Here is a 16,697-nt window from a genome sequence, read left to right as displayed (position 1 = left end):
ATCGTGACCATGGCCTCGCGCGAGGGGAAGTGCTCGGCGCGCACCCGCCGCACCCAGTCGGCCCGCCGGACGCCCGCACCCACCCCAACTCTCTGTTCAACACGGCGTTATGGGGTGCTTGCACACAGTGCACATGTCTTGTGATGCTATGACCGCTTTTGCCGGATACATGCACTGTGAAGGGTGGCGTGACCGTGACGGCCCGTACTGCGCCCAAGGCTCCATCCCGCGAGAGCCGAAGCGCGGACACGCGGGCACTCACACAGGTGCTGTTCGCCGAGCTGACGGACCTCGAACCCGGCACCCCGGAGCACACCCGGGTCCGCGCCGCGCTGATCGAGGCCAATCTGCCGCTGGTCCGCTATGCCGCGGCCCGCTTCCGCAGCCGCAACGAGCCGATGGAGGACGTCATCCAGGTCGGCACCATCGGCCTGATCAACGCGATCGACCGATTCGATCCGGACCGGGGCGTCCAGTTCCCCACCTTCGCGATGCCCACCGTCGTCGGCGAGATCAAACGCTACTTTCGAGACAATGTCCGCACGGTCCATGTACCGCGCCGCCTCCATGAGCTGTGGGTGCAGGTCAACGGGGCGACCGAGGATCTGACGGTGCTGCACGGCCGCTCCCCCACCACCGCCGAGATCGCCGAGCGCCTCAAGATCGGCGAGGACGAGGTCCTGGCCTGCCTGGAGGCCGGCCGCTCGTATCACGCCACCTCACTGGAGGCCGCCCAGGAGGGCGACGGCCTGCCCGGCCTGCTCGACCGCCTCGGCTACGAGGACCCGGAGCTGGCCGGGGTCGAGCACCGCGACCTCGTACGACACCTCCTCGTCCAGCTGCCCGAGCGCGAGCAGCGGATCCTTCTGCTGCGTTACTACAGCAATCTGACGCAGTCCCAGATCAGTGCGGAGCTGGGGGTGTCGCAGATGCATGTCTCACGGCTACTGTCGCGGAGCTTCGCCCGGCTGCGATCCGCAAACAGGATCGACGCCTAACCGGGACGGGCGACCCGTCCCCGCTCAGCTGCGCAGATATGTCGACATGGCGCTACAGCGTGTTGCCGACATGTGACATTCTGCAGGAACCGCGTTTGCCGTAGCGCTGCCTCCGGTATTCAGGTGGAGGTATCACTCCCCGGTCCGCCCCGGCCCGGGGACGCCGCAGCGACCCGTCCGCGACCTCAAGGGGGTGGCATGTCCGTAGAACTGGGCAGCTCAAAGGTGCTTTCCGCGATTCCCGCGCCCGCACCGCACGTGCATGACGACGACGCCATCAACACCCGCACGCTCTCCCGCTCCCTGTTCCTGCGGCTCGCCTCGCTCGACAAGGACTGCGCGGAGCGCACCTACGTCCGTGACACGCTCATCGAGCTCAATCTGCCGCTCGTGCGGTACGCGGCCGCCCGCTTCCGCAGCCGCAACGAGCCGATGGAGGACATCGTCCAGGTCGGCACCATCGGCCTGATCAAGGCGATCGATCGTTTCGACTGCGAACGCGGCGTGGAATTCCCGACGTTCGCGATGCCGACGGTGGTCGGTGAGATCAAGCGGTTCTTCCGCGACACCTCGTGGTCGGTACGGGTCCCGCGCCGGCTCCAGGAGCTCCGCCTCGCCCTCACCAAGGCCAGCGACGAGCTCTCCCAGAAGCTGGACCGCTCCCCGACCGTCCCCGAACTCGCCCTGTGCCTGGGGGTGTCGGAGGAGGACGTCGTCGACGGCCTGGCCGTCGGCAACGCCTACACCGCCTCCTCGCTCGACTCCCCCTCCCCGGAGGACGACGGCGGCGAGGGCTCCCTCGCGGACCGCCTCGGCTACGAGGACAGCGCGCTGGAGGGCGTGGAGTACCGCGAGTCCCTCAAGCCCCTGCTGGCCAAACTCCCGGCCCGCGAGCGCCAGATCATCATGCTGCGCTTCTTCGCCAATATGACGCAGTCCCAGATCGGCGAGGAGGTCGGCATCTCCCAGATGCATGTCTCCCGGCTGCTGACCCGCACCCTGGCGCAGCTGCGCGACGGCCTGATCTCCGACTGAGGAACGGTCCGCCGAGGGGCCGTAGGCGCTTGGTGCCGCTCGGCGGACAGTTGCAGAGGACCGGAGGGCCGCGGGGCGTGGCGCATACGGCGCGCACGCCCGCCCGCACGAGAGCCGTCCGGCGTCCACCTCTGTACACCTGACGCCCCGTCAGCAACACTGGCCCGATGCGACGGACGACTACTGCCCGTGCCTCTGCGGCCGTGCTGTGTCTGGGTGTTCTGCTCACCGGCTGCGGGAACGCGGCCGAGCAGGGCTATGCCGCGGTGGGCGCGGCAGGCCCCGCCGACGGCCGCACGCCGGCCGGTGCCGTACCGCCCCAGGACGGTGTCGAGCTGACGCCGCTGGACGGCGGAGACCGCGGTCACGACGGCGGAGACGGCAGCAACGGCAGAGACAGCGGCGACGGCGCCACGCGGTCCGGACGGCCCGGTGCGAGGGCCTCTTCCCGGTCCGGCTCCGGCACGGGCGACGCGGCCCGCGGGTCCGCCTCCCCGGACGGTCCCGGCGCCAACAGCGCACCGTCCCCGGGGAAGCCCGCCGGCCAGGGTGACGGCAGCACGCCCGCCCCCGCTCCGTCCTCGCCCAACTCACCCACACCACCGGGTAGTTCCCCGCGCCCGCCGCACCCTTCGCCCTCCCCCGAGCCGCCCTCGCCGACCCTCCCGCCCGGCCCGGGGGCCCCGGCCGGCCTCCTGATCGGCGTGCCGCGGCTCGCCGACACCGACGTCCGCTGGTGCGAGAAGGTCACCCTCGACTTCCTCAACACCGGTGACCGGCCCGTCACCACCGGGACCGTCACCTTCGGCACGCACATCATCGGCGCCCTCGGCATCGACTGGGCCACGATCACCTCCACCCACAAGCTGCCGCTGCCGCTCGCCCCGGACCGGAAGAAGTCCGGCAGCTGGCGGGTGTGCGTGGACGGCTGGCGGGTGCCGGCGGGCATGCACCTCGACACCAGGGACGTGGCCTTCAGCTGGAAGAAGGCGCCGGGGAAGTAGGGGAAGCAGGAGCCGCAGGAGAGTACGAGGAGGGGGCCGGGGTGCGGCATGCCCCGGCGCTTTGTGCCCGGCCCCTGACGGCCTCCGAAATCCCTTCCTGGATAGCGATGAGTGCCGAGCGGTGCGACGGTCTAAAGAGGCACAGACGCGGCCGCCGGCAGCGCATCCGTCGCAGGGAGAAGACCATGCCCAAGATCACGCCCAACCTGTGGTTCGACACCCAGGGCAAGGAGGCCGCCGAGTTCTACTGCTCGGTGTTCCCGAACTCTCGGATCACGAACGTCACCTATTACAACGAGGCCGGCCCGCGCCCGGCAGGCACCGTGCTTACGGTCGAGTTCGAGCTCGACGGCCAGGAGTACACAGCGATCAACGGCGGCCCGGAGTTCACCTTCGACGAGGCGATCTCGCTGATGATCAACTGCGCCGACCAGGACGAGATCGACTACTACTGGTCCAAGCTCTCCGAGGGGGGCGGCGAAGAGGGCCCCTGTGGCTGGGTGAAGGACAAGTACGGGCTGTCCTGGCAGGTGGCACCGGGTGGGATGGCGGAGATGCTCAACGACCCGGACCAGGAGCGGGCGACCCGCGCCATGAAGGCCATGCTCGGCATGAAGAAGATCGACATCGCCGCGCTCCAGGCGGCGGCCGACGCGGCATAGGTCGAGCACGGAGGGTGGGGCGGGTCCGCAGGGACCCGCCTGCCGCCTGCCGACGACAGCGCCCCGGTCGGGGCCGCCTGCTCAGGAGCGGCTGCGATGGCGTCCCGTGCGGAGCGGTTGCGGGGCGGGGCGGCGTCGTGTGCCCACCTCGCGCAGCGCCCGGGCGGCCGCCTGCACGGCCGTGGGGGACGCCTCGGCGAAGACGGCCTCGTGGGCGTCGGCGTGGGCGCGGACGGCGCGCTCGGCGGTGTGCACCCCGTCCGGGGTCAGCCGGATCATGGTGCTGCGGCCGTCGTCCGGGGAGGGCTCGCGGCGTACGAGACCGCGGGCGGTGAGGTGGTTGACCACATTGCTGAGGCCGCCGGAGGACAGCAGCAGGGAGCGGGCCAGTTCGTTCGGCCGCATCCGGTACGGCTCACCGGTTCGGCGCAGCGCGGCCAGGATGTCGAACTCGGCGACCGTGAGGCCGAGTTCGGGCAGTATCGCGCGGGTGGCCTCGTCCAGCGCGCCGGCCAGCTGCACTATCCGTTTCGACAGCTCCGTCGTGGGGCGCAGCACGTCCGGCAGCTCGCTGCGCCAGGCGCCCATCAGCACATCGACGGGGTCGGGTCCTGGTCCGGGCGCTGCGGTCACGTCCGGCAGGATAGTTCAGCACCATGATAGCTTTCTAAAAAGCTTTCTTCCGAACGTGTAGAGGCTGTGATCTGCCATGGGAAGCGAGAGCCGCCGCACCCCGCGCCTGCTGCTGCGCGGCGGTCTGGTCATCGACACCGACCCCCACCCCACCGTCCACCCGCACACCGATGTCCTCGTCGAGGAGGGCCGGATCGCCGCCGTGGGCGCCGGGCTGCCGTTCGACGGGACCGAGCCGGGCCTGGCGGTGATCGACGCCCGTGCGCTGATCGTGCTGCCCGGCTTCGTCGACACCCACCGGCATCTGTGGCAGGCGGTGCTGCGCTCGGCCGCGGTCGACGAGAGCCTCGACGGCTACCTCAGCCGAATCCTCGGCGACCTCGCCGGCCGCTTCACACCCGCCGATGTGTACACGGGCAACCTTCTCGGCGCGCTGGAGTGCCTGGACGCGGGGATCACCACCGTGCAGGACTTCTCGCACGTCCAGTACTCACCGGAGCACGGCGCGGCCGCCGTCGAGGCGCTGCGGGAAGCGGGCATCCGTGCCGTGTTCGGCTACGGGTACCCGGTGTTCGACGAGGGCGCCCGGCGGGCCGACTGGGTGCGGCGGGTGCGCGCCGAGCACTTCCCCTCGCGCGAGGCCCTGGTCACGATGGCGCTGGCCCCCGTCGGCCCCTCCTTCGGTTCGCCGGAGACGGTGCGCGAGGACTGGCTGCTCGCCCGTGAGCTGGGGCTGCCCGTCGTCGTCCATGTGTCGGCCGGGCCGGTGGCCCAGGAGCCGGTCGCCGCGCTCCGGGAGCAGGGGCTGCTCGCCCCCGGCACCCTCTACGTCCACGGCAATTCGCTGGCCGACTCCGAGCTGCGACTGATCGCCGAGTCCGGCGGTGCGGTGGCGATCACCCCGGCGATCGAGGCGTCGATGCGGTTCGGTGCGCCGATGGCGCCGCGGCTGCGCCGGGCGGGCATCACCACGGGACTGGGCGCGGACGCGGTCACCTCCGCGCCGGGCGATATGTTCTCGCAGATGCGCGCCGCGCTGACGAGCAGTCACTTCGACGGGGCGGGCGACGGCGAGACGTCCACCGTCGGGGCGGCCGATGTCCTGCGCATGGCCACCGCCGAGGGCGCCGCGGCGCTCGGCCTGGGCGACGAGGTGGGGTCGCTGGGGATCGGCAAGAGCGCCGACCTGGTGCTGCTGCGCGCCGATGCGGTCAATCTCGCCCCGGTGGGCCACGATCCGATCGGGGCGGTGGTGACCGCCGCGCACCCCGGGAACGTCGACACGGTCCTGGTGGCCGGGCGCGCGGTCAAGCGCGCGGGGCGGCTGGTCCACGCCGAGCTGACCCACGTACTGGAGGCGGCGCACCGGTCCGCGGAGCGGATCGCGGCCCTGAACTGAACCACGGAGCGGTGTGCGGCGTGAACTGAGCCGCGGTCCGCGGTCGGGAGCCCGGAGTGCCGGGCCCCCGTGCAGGGACGTGCGGGCCGTTACGCCAGCGCCAGCCAGGCCGCGCCGGCGACGACCAGGATCGCGACGATCACGCCGACGATGACGCCCACGCGGGGGCCGGACGACTGCTGCGGGGCCGGCGCACGGCGGCCGCCGGTCTGCGGGGTGCCGCCCTCGTCCACGAAGGCCCGGAACATCTGCGTGCTGCCGGCCGGGTCGTAGTTGCCGCCGGCCTGGTTCTGCGGGTTGGTCGCCATGGGCAAGGACCCTAGCGAACCAGGGCCGGACGGGCACCCCTGGGGCGCGCAGCGAGCGCCTACGGAGCGGGGACGGACCGCGTACGGGGCGTGGGCGGGTCTGCGGGCAGCTCGCCTGGGGGTGTCCCGCTACCGACCGGAATCGGCCGGTCCCCTCACCCCCGCCCGTGACCTGCGCCTTTGCGGGGCGCGTCACTCCCGTTGACCACCGACCGCCGGAGAGTTTCCGCTTCCTTTACTTCAACCTCGAACCAATCGTTTGCCTTCAGCAACCAACAGAGTTTATGGTTGCCCAAAGCAACGAAAGAGCGCGAGGGAGAGAGGGAGGGGCCGGTGGCCGCTCACCGTCAGTTCGAGGAGCTGGCCAGGCAACTCAGTGCCATCGGCGCCGTCAAGCGCGAGATGGGCCGGATCCTGCCCCAGGACTGCCCGCCGGCCTCGGCCGGCGTGCTCACCCTGCTCGACCGGCACGGCGAGATGCGGATGAGCCAGCTCGCCGAGCTGCTCGCCATCGACATGTCGGTGACCAGCCGGCACGTCGCCCATGTCGCCGAGCGCGGCTGGATCGAGCGGGAGCCCGATCCGGCGGACAAGCGGTCCCGGCTGCTGCGGCTGACGCCGAGCGGCCGGGAGCTCCTGGAGGAACTCGCCGCGCGCTACACGGCCGCGCTCGCCCGGTACCTGCACGACTGGACCGACGACGACGTCGGACACCTCAACGACCTGCTCGCCAGGCTCCGTACGAGCTTCGGCGACTGCCGCCCCCGGGCGCACCACGACACCACCCGTACACCCGCGGAATGAAAAGGAACCACATGGCTACGACCACACCGGCCGGTGTGCGGGGCGGCCACGCCAGACACGCAGGCGGGCACCACGCCTCCGGCGGGGCCCCGATGACCCACCGTCAGATCATGGAGGCGCTGTCCGGGCTGCTGCTCGGCATGTTCGTCGCCATTCTGTCGTCGACGATCGTCTCCAACGCGCTGCCCGAGATCATTCATGACCTCGACGGCGGGCAGAGCGCCTACACCTGGGTCGTCACCGCCTCGCTGCTGGCGATGACCGCGACCACCCCGCTGTGGGGCAAGCTCTCCGACCTGTTCAGCAAGAAGCTGCTGGTGCAGTTCGCGCTGGTCATCTACGTGGCGGGCTCGGTCGTCGCCGGTCTGTCGCAGAACACCGGCATGCTGATCGCCTGCCGGGTGGTGCAGGGCATAGGCGTGGGCGGGCTGTCCGCCCTGGCCCAGATCGTGATGGCCGCGATGATCTCCCCGCGGGAGCGCGGCCGTTACAGCGGCTACCTCGGCGCCACCTTCGCCGTCGCCACCGTCGGCGGCCCGCTGCTCGGCGGGGTCATCACGGACACCAGCTGGCTGGGCTGGCGCTGGTGCTTCTACGTCGGCGTACCGTTCGCGATCATCGCGTTGATCGTGCTGCAGAAGACCCTGAAGCTTCCCGTCGTCCGGCGCGAGGGCGTCAAGGTCGACTGGGCGGGTGCCTTCTTCATCAGCGCGGCGGTCTCGCTGCTGCTGGTGTGGGTGACGCTGGCCGGCGACAAGTACGAGTGGTGGTCGTGGCAGACCGCCGCCATGGTCGGCGGGGCGGTGGTGCTCGGCGCGGTGTTCGTCCTCGTCGAGGCCAAGGCCAAGGAGCCGATCATCCCGCTGCGGCTGTTCCGCAACAAGACGATCACCCTGGCCTCGGTGGCCTCCCTGTTCGTCGGTGTCGCGATGTTCACCGGCACCGTCTTCTTCAGCCAGTACTTCCAGCTGGCGCGCGGCAAGTCGCCGACGATGTCCGGCATCATGACGATCCCGATGATCGGCGGCCTGTTCCTCTCGTCGACCGTCTCGGGCCAGATCATCACCAGGACCGGCCGCTGGAAGGCCTGGCTGGTCGCCGGTGGCGCGCTGCTGACCGCGGGCCTCGGCCTGCTGGGCACCCTCCGCTACGACACCGAGTACTGGCACATCGCGCTCTTCATGGCCCTGATGGGGCTCGGCATCGGCATGATGATGCAGAACCTGGTGCTCGCCACGCAGAACCAGGTCGCCCCCGAGGACCTCGGCTCCGCCTCGTCCGTCGTGACCTTCTTCCGCTCGCTCGGTGGTGCAGTGGGCGTCTCGGCGCTCGGTGCGGTGCTCGCGAACCGCGTCACCCACTACGTCAAGGACGGCCTGGCCGACCTCGGCCCCAAGGCCGCCAAGGCCGCCTCGCACGCCGCAGGCAACAGCGGCGGCGGCATCCCCGACCTGGACTCCCTGCCGGCGCCGCTGCGCACGGTCATGGAGAGCGCCTACGGGCACGGGGTCGGCGACGTGTTCCTGTACGCGGCGCCCTGCGCGCTGCTCGCCTTCCTCTTCACCCTGTTCATCAAGGAGGTCGCATTGAAGACGCGGGGCGGACTGCACCAGAGCTCCGAGGGCGAGGAGGCCGCGGCCACCGCGCCGGCCGCCCCGGCCCTCCCCGGCATCCCGGCTCAGGCCGCCGCTCCGGCGCCGGCCGAGGAGCGGGAGCCCGCCCTGGTGGGCGCCGGGCCGGTGGCCTCGGACGACGACGTGCCCACCCCCTCCTGGGCCCGGCCGGCCGCCGCGACGGCTCCCCGGCCGGCGGCCGCGTACGCCTCCGCCGGCGGCGGTGACAGCGCCCCGACCGGCTCCGCGGTCCACGGCTTCGTGCGCACCGCGGACGGCACCCCCGTGCCGCGGTCCGCGGTGACGCTGATCTCGCTCGGCGGGCGTCAGCTGGGCCGCGCGGTCGCCCAGGCCAACGGCTCGTACGCGCTGAACGCCCCCGGCGCCGGCTCGTACGTACTGATCGCCGCGGCCGACGGCCACCAGCCGCAGGCCTCCACGGTCGTCGTCGGCGAGGAACCGCACAGCTACGACATCCTGCTCAGCGGCGTCAGCGGCCTCGGCGGCCAGGTCCGCAGCGCGGCCACCGGGGAACCGGTCGAGGGCGCGATGGTGGTCGTCACCGATGTCCGCGGCGAGGTGCTGGCCACCGGAACGACCGGCGCCGAGGGCCACTTCGCCTTCGCCGAGCTGGCGCCGGGGACCTTCACCGTCGCCGTGAACGCCGCGCACCACCGCCCGGCCGCGCTGCCGGTCGAGGTCGGCGGACAGGGCACGACCCGGATCGAGGTCGAGCTGCTGTCCGGCGCGCGGGTGTCGGGCACCGTCCGCGCGGGCGGCGCCGGCCGGCCGCTGTCCGATGCGCGGGTGACGCTGGTGGACGCGGCGGGCAACGTCGTGGCCACCTCCACGACCGGGGAGGACGGCGCCTACGCCTTCACCGACCTGGACGCCGGCGACTACACGGTCATCGCGAGCGGCTACCCGCCGGTCGCCACCGGCCTTGCGGTCGACGCCCGCGGGGTCGACGGATACGACGTCGCCCTCGCACACCCCGGGGACTGACCCACCGGGCCCCGGGGCATCTCGGGGGAGGCAAGACCCCGGGCCGGGGCGCGTGTTGAGCGGAGACGCGCCCCGGTCCGGACCCAGGGCTCCGGCGGCGGCGTGACGCACAGGCAGGGGACGGCCTGCACGCCGCCGTCCGGAGCCCCCCTCAGCACGGGGCAACCCCCACCAGGCAACACACGGGAGAGGCAATGACTTCGACGGGCGCGGGACTGCGGGCCCAGATCCGTACGCGGGACGGCTGGGCCGTCCAGCACGCCGTACTGACCGTCACCGACATGACGGGCGCGCAGGTGCTGCGCGAGGCGGCGGACGAGGAGGGCGCCGTCCGCAGCGCACAGCCGCTGGCCCCCGGCCCGTACACGGTCATCGTGACGGCCGTCGGCTATGCGCCGGCCGCCGCCACGGCGATCGTGACGGCGAGCGGACGGATGGACGTGGGCAGCGTCGTCCTGGCGCGGCAGGGCGGGGCCGAGTTGCCGCCGCCCGGCGCATGGACCATCGACCCGATGCACTCGACGGTGGCCGCGGTCGCCCAGCACCTGGGGATCTCCAGCGTGCACGGCCGGTTCACCGAGTTCAGCGGCCGGATCGAGATCGCCGAGGACCTGGCGGCGTCGCGGGTCGAGGCCGACATCAAGGCCGCCTCCATCGACACCGGCAACGGGATGCGCGACGGCCATCTGCGCTCCGAGGACTTCCTGAACGTCGAGGAGTACCCGGAGCTCACCTACCGCAGCTCGGGTCTCACACCGGCCGGCCCGGACCGCTGGACGGTGCACGGTGAGCTGTCGCTGCACGGTGTCGTGCGGCCCGTGGACCTCGATCTGAGCTACCTCGGCACCGGCCCCGACCCGTGGGGCGGGATGCGCGCCGCCTTCCGCGCCACCGCCGAACTGCGCCGCGAGGACTTCAAGATGAACTACAACCAGGTCGTGGCGGCCGGTATCGCGGCGATCGGGACGACGCTCAGGGTCGAGCTGGACATCCAGGCGGTGCAGGGCGAGAGCCTGCCGATGGGGTGAGCTCCACCGCTCGCCCCCGGGCCCTCGCCCGTCAGTCGCCCGGCCGGTCGCGCAGCGCCTCGATACCGGCGATCTGCAGGTCGAGCGCGAAGGCGAAGTCGCGGTCGCGCATCTCCCGGACGGTGCTGCCGCCGCGGGCCGCCATGACCTCGGTGGAGGCCTCCAGCGTCTCCGCGAACTCCGGGCGGTCCTGAACCGCGGTCATCACCTGCTGGAAATACTCGTCGACGGGCACCCCCGCCTCCGCGCAACGGGCGTTGAACAGGCCCTCGATGGTGGCGAAGCCGTAGACGAACTGGAACACGGCGGACAGCCCGCCGGTGATCTGCTCCAGCGACAGCCCGCTCTCCTTCATCACCCGCAGGCTGGCGTCGGAGAAGGCGGTGGAGTGCGGGCCGATGTTGATGTAGGTGCCCAGCAGCCGGGCCACCCAGGGGTGGCCGGTCAGCAGGGCGCGGTATTCGCCGGCCAGGGAGCGCAAGTGGTCCCGCCAGTCCCGGCCGGTGTCGGCCTCGTCCGGCAGCCGCATCTCGCCCATGACGCTGTCCAGGGCGAGTTCCAGCAGGTCGTCCTTGGTGTCGACGTACCAGTAGACGGACATCGCGGTGACGCCGAGCTCGGCGGCGAGCCGGCGCATCGAGAACTTGGCCAGGCCCTCGGCGTCCAGCAGCCGGACCGTCGCCGCGACGATCTTGTCGAGGCCGAGTCCGGCCGGCTGGTCCGCCTTCCGTTTGAGCGGGGGGCGGTCGGTCAGCCAGACACTGTTCGGCCGCTTCCCGGCACGGCCGTCCGTCGCTGCCATGACGCCTCCCTTTCCCTGAGCCTCGTCGGGCCCGACCCGTACGGGTGCGGTACGGACGGCCCCGACGCGCCGTTCACGATGATGTGCCGTTCACGATCGCGTGCCGTACACGAGGCCGTGCCGTACACGATCACTTGCACCATCGATGCTATTCCGCCGCGGCTCAGGCCGGTTCCGGGCCGGGCGGTGCGGCCGCCGTGCCCTGCTCCTGGCCCGTGCGCTCGGCCCGGCGCAGGAGGAGGGCGGCGAGCAGCCCGCCGAGGAGGACCGCCACCGCGCCGGCCAGCTGGCTGACGCCGATGCCGGCGGCGAAGGCGTCCTGCACGGCGGCCCGTTCGGCACCCGTACGGGTCCTGGCGAGCGCCGCGGGCAGCGAGCCGGCGCCCGCCGCGACCAGGGGAAGCAGCGCCACGAAGCGGGAGTTGAGGACCGCACCGAGCACGGCGACGCCCAGGCCCTGGCCGAATTCCATCAGGGTACCGTTGACACCGGCGCCCACCCCGGCCTTGGCCGGCGGGATCGCGGACATGATCGCGTTGGCCATCGTCGGCATGGCGAGCGCGATGCCGATGCCCATCACGATCAGGCCGGTCAGCAGGCCCGGGTAGCTGTGCCCGCCGAGCAGCGCTATGGCGGCGAGACCGGCCGCGAGCAGCGACATCCCCGAAATGATCATTCCCGGGGTGCCGACCCTGGGCGTCAGACGGGCGCCGAGCCCGGTGAAGTTGATCAGGATGACGGTGACGGCGAGCGGCGCCATCCGCAATCCCGCGTCCAACGGGCCGTAGCCGAGGACCAGTTGCAGGTGCTGGGTGAGCAGGAACAGCGAGCCGCCCATCCCGAAGGCGACGAGGATGCCGCCGGAGACCGCGCCGATGAACCGGCGGTTGCGGAAGAAGTGCATGTCCAGCATGGGGTACGGGACATGCAGCTCCCACCGTACGAAGGCCGCGAGGCCGACGGCCCCGACGGCGGCGGAGACCAGCACCCGGTCGGACAGCCAGCCGGCCTGCGGCCCCGAGATGATCGCGAAGACCACCCCGCCCATGCCGATCATGGACAGCAGGGCACCCGGCAGATCCGGTCGCTCACCGCCGCGGCCGCCGGACTCGGGGACGAGGGCGACGACGGCCGCCAGCGCCACGACGGCGACCGGCAGATTGACCAGGAACAGCGCGCCCCACCAGAAGTGGTCCAGCAGCGAGCCGCCGATCAAGGGCCCCGCGACGAAGGCGAGGGAGTTGACCGAGCTCCAGATGCCGATGGCCTTGGGCCGCTCCGCGTCGTCGAAGATCTGCATGACGACGGCGAGGGTGGTGGTGACCAGCAGCGCACCGCCGACGCCCATGCCGGCACGGGCGGCGATGAGCTGGCCGGGCGACTGGGCGAGGGCCGCACCGAGCGAGGCGAGGCCGAACAGCACCAGACCGGCGGCGAGCATCTTCTTGCGGCCGTAGCGGTCGGCGGCATTGCCGGCGGTGAGCAGCAGGCCGGACTGGACCAGCGAGTAGGCGTTGATCATCCACTGGACGTCGGCGGTGGTCGCGCCCAGCTCCCCGGTGAGGGAGGGGATGGCGACGTTGAGGACGGTGTTGTCGAGGATCACGGTCAGCTGCGCGAGGCAGATGACGGCCAGGATCAGCCAACGGGCGGTGTGCCGGCCCGTCGGCTGACGCGTGGTGGCTTCGGAGGCCACAGCGGACATACGGGCTCCCTGTACGGTGCGAGCAGATGCTTTACACCGTACAGGGAGGGTTATACGCCGTACATTTCATTTTCCGCGCGCGCCGGGGGCGGATACAGGGCGGGGCGGGGCTTCCTGATGAGGTCGTCCCGGTCAGGGCTTTCGCGTCAGGCCTGCCGGGTCAGGCCTCCCGGGTCAGGTCGTAGCACGTGGCGCCGCCGACGGTGACCTTCTTGAAGGTCTTCTCCACCCAGGCAGTGATCTTCGAGGAGTCGCCGCTGCCGTCTGCGGGGCCGCCCTTCCCGCCTCCCGGCCCGCCCCGTCCGCCCGCGATGAAGTAGTGGATCTTCCCGTCCGCGACCTCCCTCGTGAACTGGGCGAGGGTCGGCGAGGGGTCGCTCCCGTTGAAGCCGCCGATCGCCATCACCGGTTTCCGGGTGGCGAGTTGATAGCTCGCGGCGTTCTGCGAGCCGATGGCCGCGGCGGCCCAGGTGTAGTGCTCCGCGTCCTTCTCCACCAGCGCCTTGGCCCGGTCGCTCACCTTGCTGCCGTTGAGCAGGCCGCCCGTCCCGCGGCGCTCGCCGAAGCCGCCCGGGAGGCCCTGCCGGCTCCCCTGCTTGCCACCCCGGACCGGGCCGCCGACGCCCGGAGGCATGCCCGGACCACCCGGGCCCGCGCCCGGCGGCAGACCCTGACCGCCCTGGCCCGCGCCCGGCCCGCCACCCGGCACACCGCCCTGGTGGCCGCGCCACATCCCGGCCCGCCGGCCACCGGGGAACCCGCCGCCGGGCCCGCCCATGGCACCCCGCACCGAGGGCCCGGCCGTGACGATCGACCCGCCCTTGGGGGTGTTGACCGTATCGAGCGTGTACGCCACCGGACCGGCCAGCGCCGTCGCCACCCCGAGCCCGGCCGCGAGCACCGCGATCCGCCGGGGCGCCCCCGCCCGTGCCCTCGCCGGCAGACCGGCCGCCGCGAGCAGACCGGCCGCCGCTGGCAGACCGAGCACCAGCACCGTCCACCGCAGCCACGGCAGCCACTCCGGCGACCGGTCCAGCAGCACGAACGACCATCCGGCGGTCACCGCGACCGTCCCGGCCAGCACCAGCGCGGCGAGCCGCCCGCCGCGCCGCCACAACAGCGCCGCGCCCATGCCGACCAGCGCCGCGATGTACGGGGCCAGCGCGATGTTGTAGTACTGGTGGAAGATCCCGGACATGAAGCTGAAGATCGTGCAGGTCATCAGCAGCGCGCCGCCCCAGACCAGGAACTCCGCGCGCTGAGCGGCCTGTTCGGCGGCCACCGCGCGCCGGGCCCGCCACAGCACGCACACCGCCGCCACCAGCAGGATCAGCGCCGCGGGCAGCAGCCACGAGATCTGCCCGCCCATGTCGGCCGAGAACAGCCGGGTGATCCCCGTCTGCCCCCATCCGCCACCGCCGCCGCCACCGGGACGGCCACCACCGCCCACACTGCCGGTCTCGTTGCCGCTGATCCGCCCGAGACCGTTGTAGCCGAAGGTCAGCTCCAGAAAGCTGTTGTGCTGCGAACCGCCGATGTACGGGCGCGAGGACGCCGGCCACAGCTCGACGACCGCCACCCACCAGCCGCCGGACACCACCATCGCCAGCCCGGCGAGCAGCAACTGACCGCACCGCCGGCGCCGCCCCACCGGTGCACAGCAGGCGTACACCGCGGCCGGCGCCGGCAGGATCAGCCACGCCTGGAGCGTCTTGGTGAGGAATCCCAGGCCGAAGCAGACACCGGCCAGCACCAGCCACTTCGTCCGGCCGTCCGCCAGGGCACGCAGCACCGCGGCGATCGCGCAGACCATCAGCAGGCACAGCAGCGCATCGGGGTTGTTGAACCGGAACATCAGCGCCGCCACCGGCGTCACCGCCAGCGCGCCGCCCGCGAGCAGCCCGGCGCCCGCCCCGAACCGCCGCCGCACGGCCGCGTACAGCACCCCGACCGTGGCCACGCCCATCAGCGCCTCGGGCACCAGGATCGCCCACGAGCCGAGCCCGAAGAGCCGTACCGACAGCGCCATCGGCCACAGCGCGGCCGGCGGCTTGTCGACGGTGATGGAGTTCGCCGCGTCGGAGGAGCCGAAGAAGAAGGCCTTCCAGCTCTCGCTCCCGGCCTGCACGGCGGCCGAGTAGAACTGGTTGGCATAGCCGGAGGAGGACAGGCTCCAGAGGTAGAGCACCGCCGTGCCCAGCAACAATGCCAGCAGCGCCGGTCGCGCCCAGCGGGGGTCGGCCACGGGCGGGGGCGGGGTCATCGGGCGCTCCTGGAGAGGTCGTTGCGGTCGTGCGGAACGGTCGGCCGCACCGCGGCGGTCTCGTCCGCGCGCTCACGGTCCGGAAAGACCCAGGCGCGGAAGAGCAGGAACCGCAGCACGGTCGCGGCGAGGTTGGCGGCCACCAGCACCGCGAGTTCGGCGCCGTGCGCAGGCGTGCCGCTGGCGGCGTCGAGAGCGGCGAGGGAACCGCTGGTCAGGACGAGCCCGACGGCGAAGACCACCAGCCCCTGGGCCTGGTGACGCACCGCCCGGTCCCGGCCCCGTACGCCGAAGGTCAGCCGCCGGTTGGCGGCCGTATTGCCGAGCGCCGAGACCAACAGGGCCGCCGCATTGGCCAGTTGCGGCCCCACCCCCAGCCTGAGAAGGGAGTACAGGCCGAGGTAGCACAGGGTGCTCAGCCCGCCGACCACGCAGAAGCCCACGAGCTGACGGGCCAGCCCGCCCGGCACCCCGGACAGCTCGCGGTCGCGCGGATCGTCCCCGAACGGTCGGGCGAGCCGGTCCAGCGGTAGCGCACCGGTCGCCAGTGCCCGCCCCACCCGCCACACGCCCTTGAGGTCGTCGGTGGCCGTCCGCACGAGGTGCACGGTGCTGTCGGGGTCGTCGATCCAGTCCACCGGCACCTCGTGGATCCGCAGCCCGGCCCGCTCCGCGAGGACCAGCAGCTCGGTGTCGAAGAACCATCCGGTGTCCTCGACCATCGGCAGCAGCCGCGCGGCGACCTCACCCCGTATGGCCTTGAACCCGCACTGCGCGTCGGAGAAGCGGGCGGCGAGCGAGCCGCGCAGGATGAGGTTGTAGGCGCGCGAGAGGAACTCCCGCTTCGGCCCGCGCACGACGCGGGCGCCGCGGTTGAGCCGGGAGCCGATCGCCAGATCCGAGTGCCCGGAGATCAGCGGCGCCACCAGCGGCAGCAGCGCGTTGAGGTCGGTGGACAGATCGACGTCCATGTACGCCAGCACCGGCGCCTCGGACAGCGACCACACCGTGCGCAGCGCCCGCCCGCGCCCCTTCTGCTCCAGCCGCACCGTCGTGACCTGGTCGATCGCCTCGTCGAGCCGGGCGGCGACCTCCGGCGTACGGTCCGTGCTCGCGTTGTCGGCGATGGTGATCCGGAAGGTGTACGGGAAGGTGCGGGCGAGGTGCTCGTGCAGCCGCCGCACACAGGGTTCGAGGTCGCGCTCCTCGTTGTGGACGGGGACCACCACATCCAGCACGGTCGTGATCTGGCCGAGCCGCAGATGCTCGCGGGGCGGCAGGGAGCCCAGCGGTTGGCCGGGCGGCTGTGTCGTCGTCATGCCGACGACACTCGCCAACTCCACTGTCACGGCCGTGTGCTGAGCCTGTGACCGGGCTATGAGTGGGGGGCGGGAGGTGCGTGCGTGGGTGGCGTGGTGGGTGTGTCCGGGGGTGCTGG

The 16,697-nt window shown here is 72.2% G+C and carries 14 protein-coding genes; 8 read left to right on the top strand and 6 right to left on the bottom strand.

Going from position 1 to position 16,697, the window contains the following annotated elements:
• Nucleotides 1–188: 188 nt before the first annotated feature.
• The 4 genes from EST92_RS25270 to EST92_RS25255 all read left to right on the top strand — a co-directional run bounded on the left by EST92_RS25270 (nucleotide 189) and on the right by EST92_RS25255 (nucleotide 3,699).
• Nucleotides 189–998: an RNA polymerase sigma factor SigF gene (locus EST92_RS25270; protein ID WP_026169670.1), complete on the top strand. Its 810-nt coding sequence runs from the start codon at nucleotides 189–191 to the stop codon at nucleotides 996–998.
• 198 nt (nucleotides 999–1,196) lie between these two features.
• Nucleotides 1,197–2,033 carry an RNA polymerase sigma factor SigF gene (locus EST92_RS25265; RefSeq protein WP_129251453.1) on the top strand — a complete coding sequence of 279 codons (837 nt, stop codon included), beginning with the start codon at nucleotides 1,197–1,199 and terminating at the stop codon, nucleotides 2,031–2,033.
• 167 nt (nucleotides 2,034–2,200) lie between these two features.
• Nucleotides 2,201–3,037, top strand: coding sequence for a hypothetical protein (locus tag EST92_RS25260; RefSeq protein ID WP_254069004.1), 837 nt, complete (start codon nucleotides 2,201–2,203; stop codon nucleotides 3,035–3,037).
• Between the two features lie 185 nt (nucleotides 3,038–3,222).
• Nucleotides 3,223–3,699, top strand: coding sequence for a VOC family protein (locus EST92_RS25255; protein WP_129283093.1), 477 nt, complete (start codon nucleotides 3,223–3,225; stop codon nucleotides 3,697–3,699).
• An 81-nt stretch (nucleotides 3,700–3,780) separates the two neighbouring features.
• Here the strand turns inward: EST92_RS25255 and EST92_RS25250 are convergent, their stop codons facing one another.
• Complete coding sequence (locus EST92_RS25250) at nucleotides 3,781–4,332, bottom strand: MarR family transcriptional regulator (protein WP_254069003.1); 552 nt, start codon at nucleotides 4,330–4,332, stop codon at nucleotides 3,781–3,783.
• 76 nt (nucleotides 4,333–4,408) lie between these two features.
• Here EST92_RS25250 and EST92_RS25245 point away from each other — a divergent pair, with 76 nt between their 5' ends.
• On the top strand, nucleotides 4,409–5,731 hold the full coding sequence (locus EST92_RS25245) for an amidohydrolase family protein (RefSeq protein WP_129283092.1): 1,323 nt from the start codon (nucleotides 4,409–4,411) through the stop codon (nucleotides 5,729–5,731).
• A gap of 89 nt (nucleotides 5,732–5,820) precedes the next feature.
• Here EST92_RS25245 and EST92_RS25240 read toward each other — a convergent pair whose 3' ends face one another.
• Nucleotides 5,821–6,039: a hypothetical protein gene (locus tag EST92_RS25240; RefSeq protein WP_129283091.1), complete on the bottom strand. Its 219-nt coding sequence runs from the start codon at nucleotides 6,037–6,039 to the stop codon at nucleotides 5,821–5,823.
• Nucleotides 6,040–6,372: 333 nt separating this feature from the next.
• Between EST92_RS25240 and EST92_RS25235 the strand changes: the two genes are divergently transcribed.
• The 3 genes from EST92_RS25235 to EST92_RS25225 all read left to right on the top strand — a co-directional run bounded on the left by EST92_RS25235 (nucleotide 6,373) and on the right by EST92_RS25225 (nucleotide 10,489).
• Nucleotides 6,373–6,843 (top strand): MarR family transcriptional regulator, encoded by a 471-nt coding sequence (locus EST92_RS25235; RefSeq protein ID WP_129283090.1) that lies wholly within the window; start codon nucleotides 6,373–6,375, stop codon nucleotides 6,841–6,843.
• Between the two features lie 11 nt (nucleotides 6,844–6,854).
• Nucleotides 6,855–9,461, top strand: coding sequence for an MFS transporter (locus tag EST92_RS25230; protein ID WP_129283089.1), 2,607 nt, complete (start codon nucleotides 6,855–6,857; stop codon nucleotides 9,459–9,461).
• A 194-nt stretch (nucleotides 9,462–9,655) separates the two neighbouring features.
• A complete protein-coding gene (locus EST92_RS25225) occupies nucleotides 9,656–10,489 on the top strand; it encodes a YceI family protein (RefSeq protein WP_129283088.1) in 834 nt (277 codons plus the stop codon).
• Between the two features lie 31 nt (nucleotides 10,490–10,520).
• Here EST92_RS25225 and EST92_RS25220 read toward each other — a convergent pair whose 3' ends face one another.
• The 4 genes from EST92_RS25220 to EST92_RS25205 all read right to left on the bottom strand — a co-directional run bounded on the left by EST92_RS25220 (nucleotide 10,521) and on the right by EST92_RS25205 (nucleotide 16,578).
• Nucleotides 10,521–11,291: a TetR/AcrR family transcriptional regulator gene (locus tag EST92_RS25220; RefSeq protein WP_129283087.1), complete on the bottom strand. Its 771-nt coding sequence runs from the start codon at nucleotides 11,289–11,291 to the stop codon at nucleotides 10,521–10,523.
• Nucleotides 11,292–11,454: 163 nt separating this feature from the next.
• Complete coding sequence (locus EST92_RS25215) at nucleotides 11,455–12,996, bottom strand: MFS transporter (RefSeq protein ID WP_129283086.1); 1,542 nt, start codon at nucleotides 12,994–12,996, stop codon at nucleotides 11,455–11,457.
• A gap of 160 nt (nucleotides 12,997–13,156) precedes the next feature.
• Complete coding sequence (locus EST92_RS25210; protein ID WP_254069002.1) at nucleotides 13,157–15,259, bottom strand: glycosyltransferase family 39 protein; 2,103 nt, start codon at nucleotides 15,257–15,259, stop codon at nucleotides 13,157–13,159.
• A complete protein-coding gene (locus tag EST92_RS25205) occupies nucleotides 15,256–16,578 on the bottom strand; it encodes a bifunctional glycosyltransferase family 2/GtrA family protein (RefSeq protein ID WP_129283085.1) in 1,323 nt (440 codons plus the stop codon). The genes EST92_RS25210 and EST92_RS25205 overlap by 4 nt, the downstream gene beginning before the upstream one ends.
• Nucleotides 16,579–16,697 lie beyond the last annotated feature (119 nt).

This window comes from Streptomyces sp. TM32 (assembly GCF_004122755.1).
Lineage (GTDB): Bacteria > Actinomycetota > Actinomycetes > Streptomycetales > Streptomycetaceae > Streptomyces > Streptomyces sioyaensis.
The sequence above is the reverse complement of the archived record's forward strand: the minus strand, read 5'-3'. Positions and strand labels throughout refer to the sequence as shown.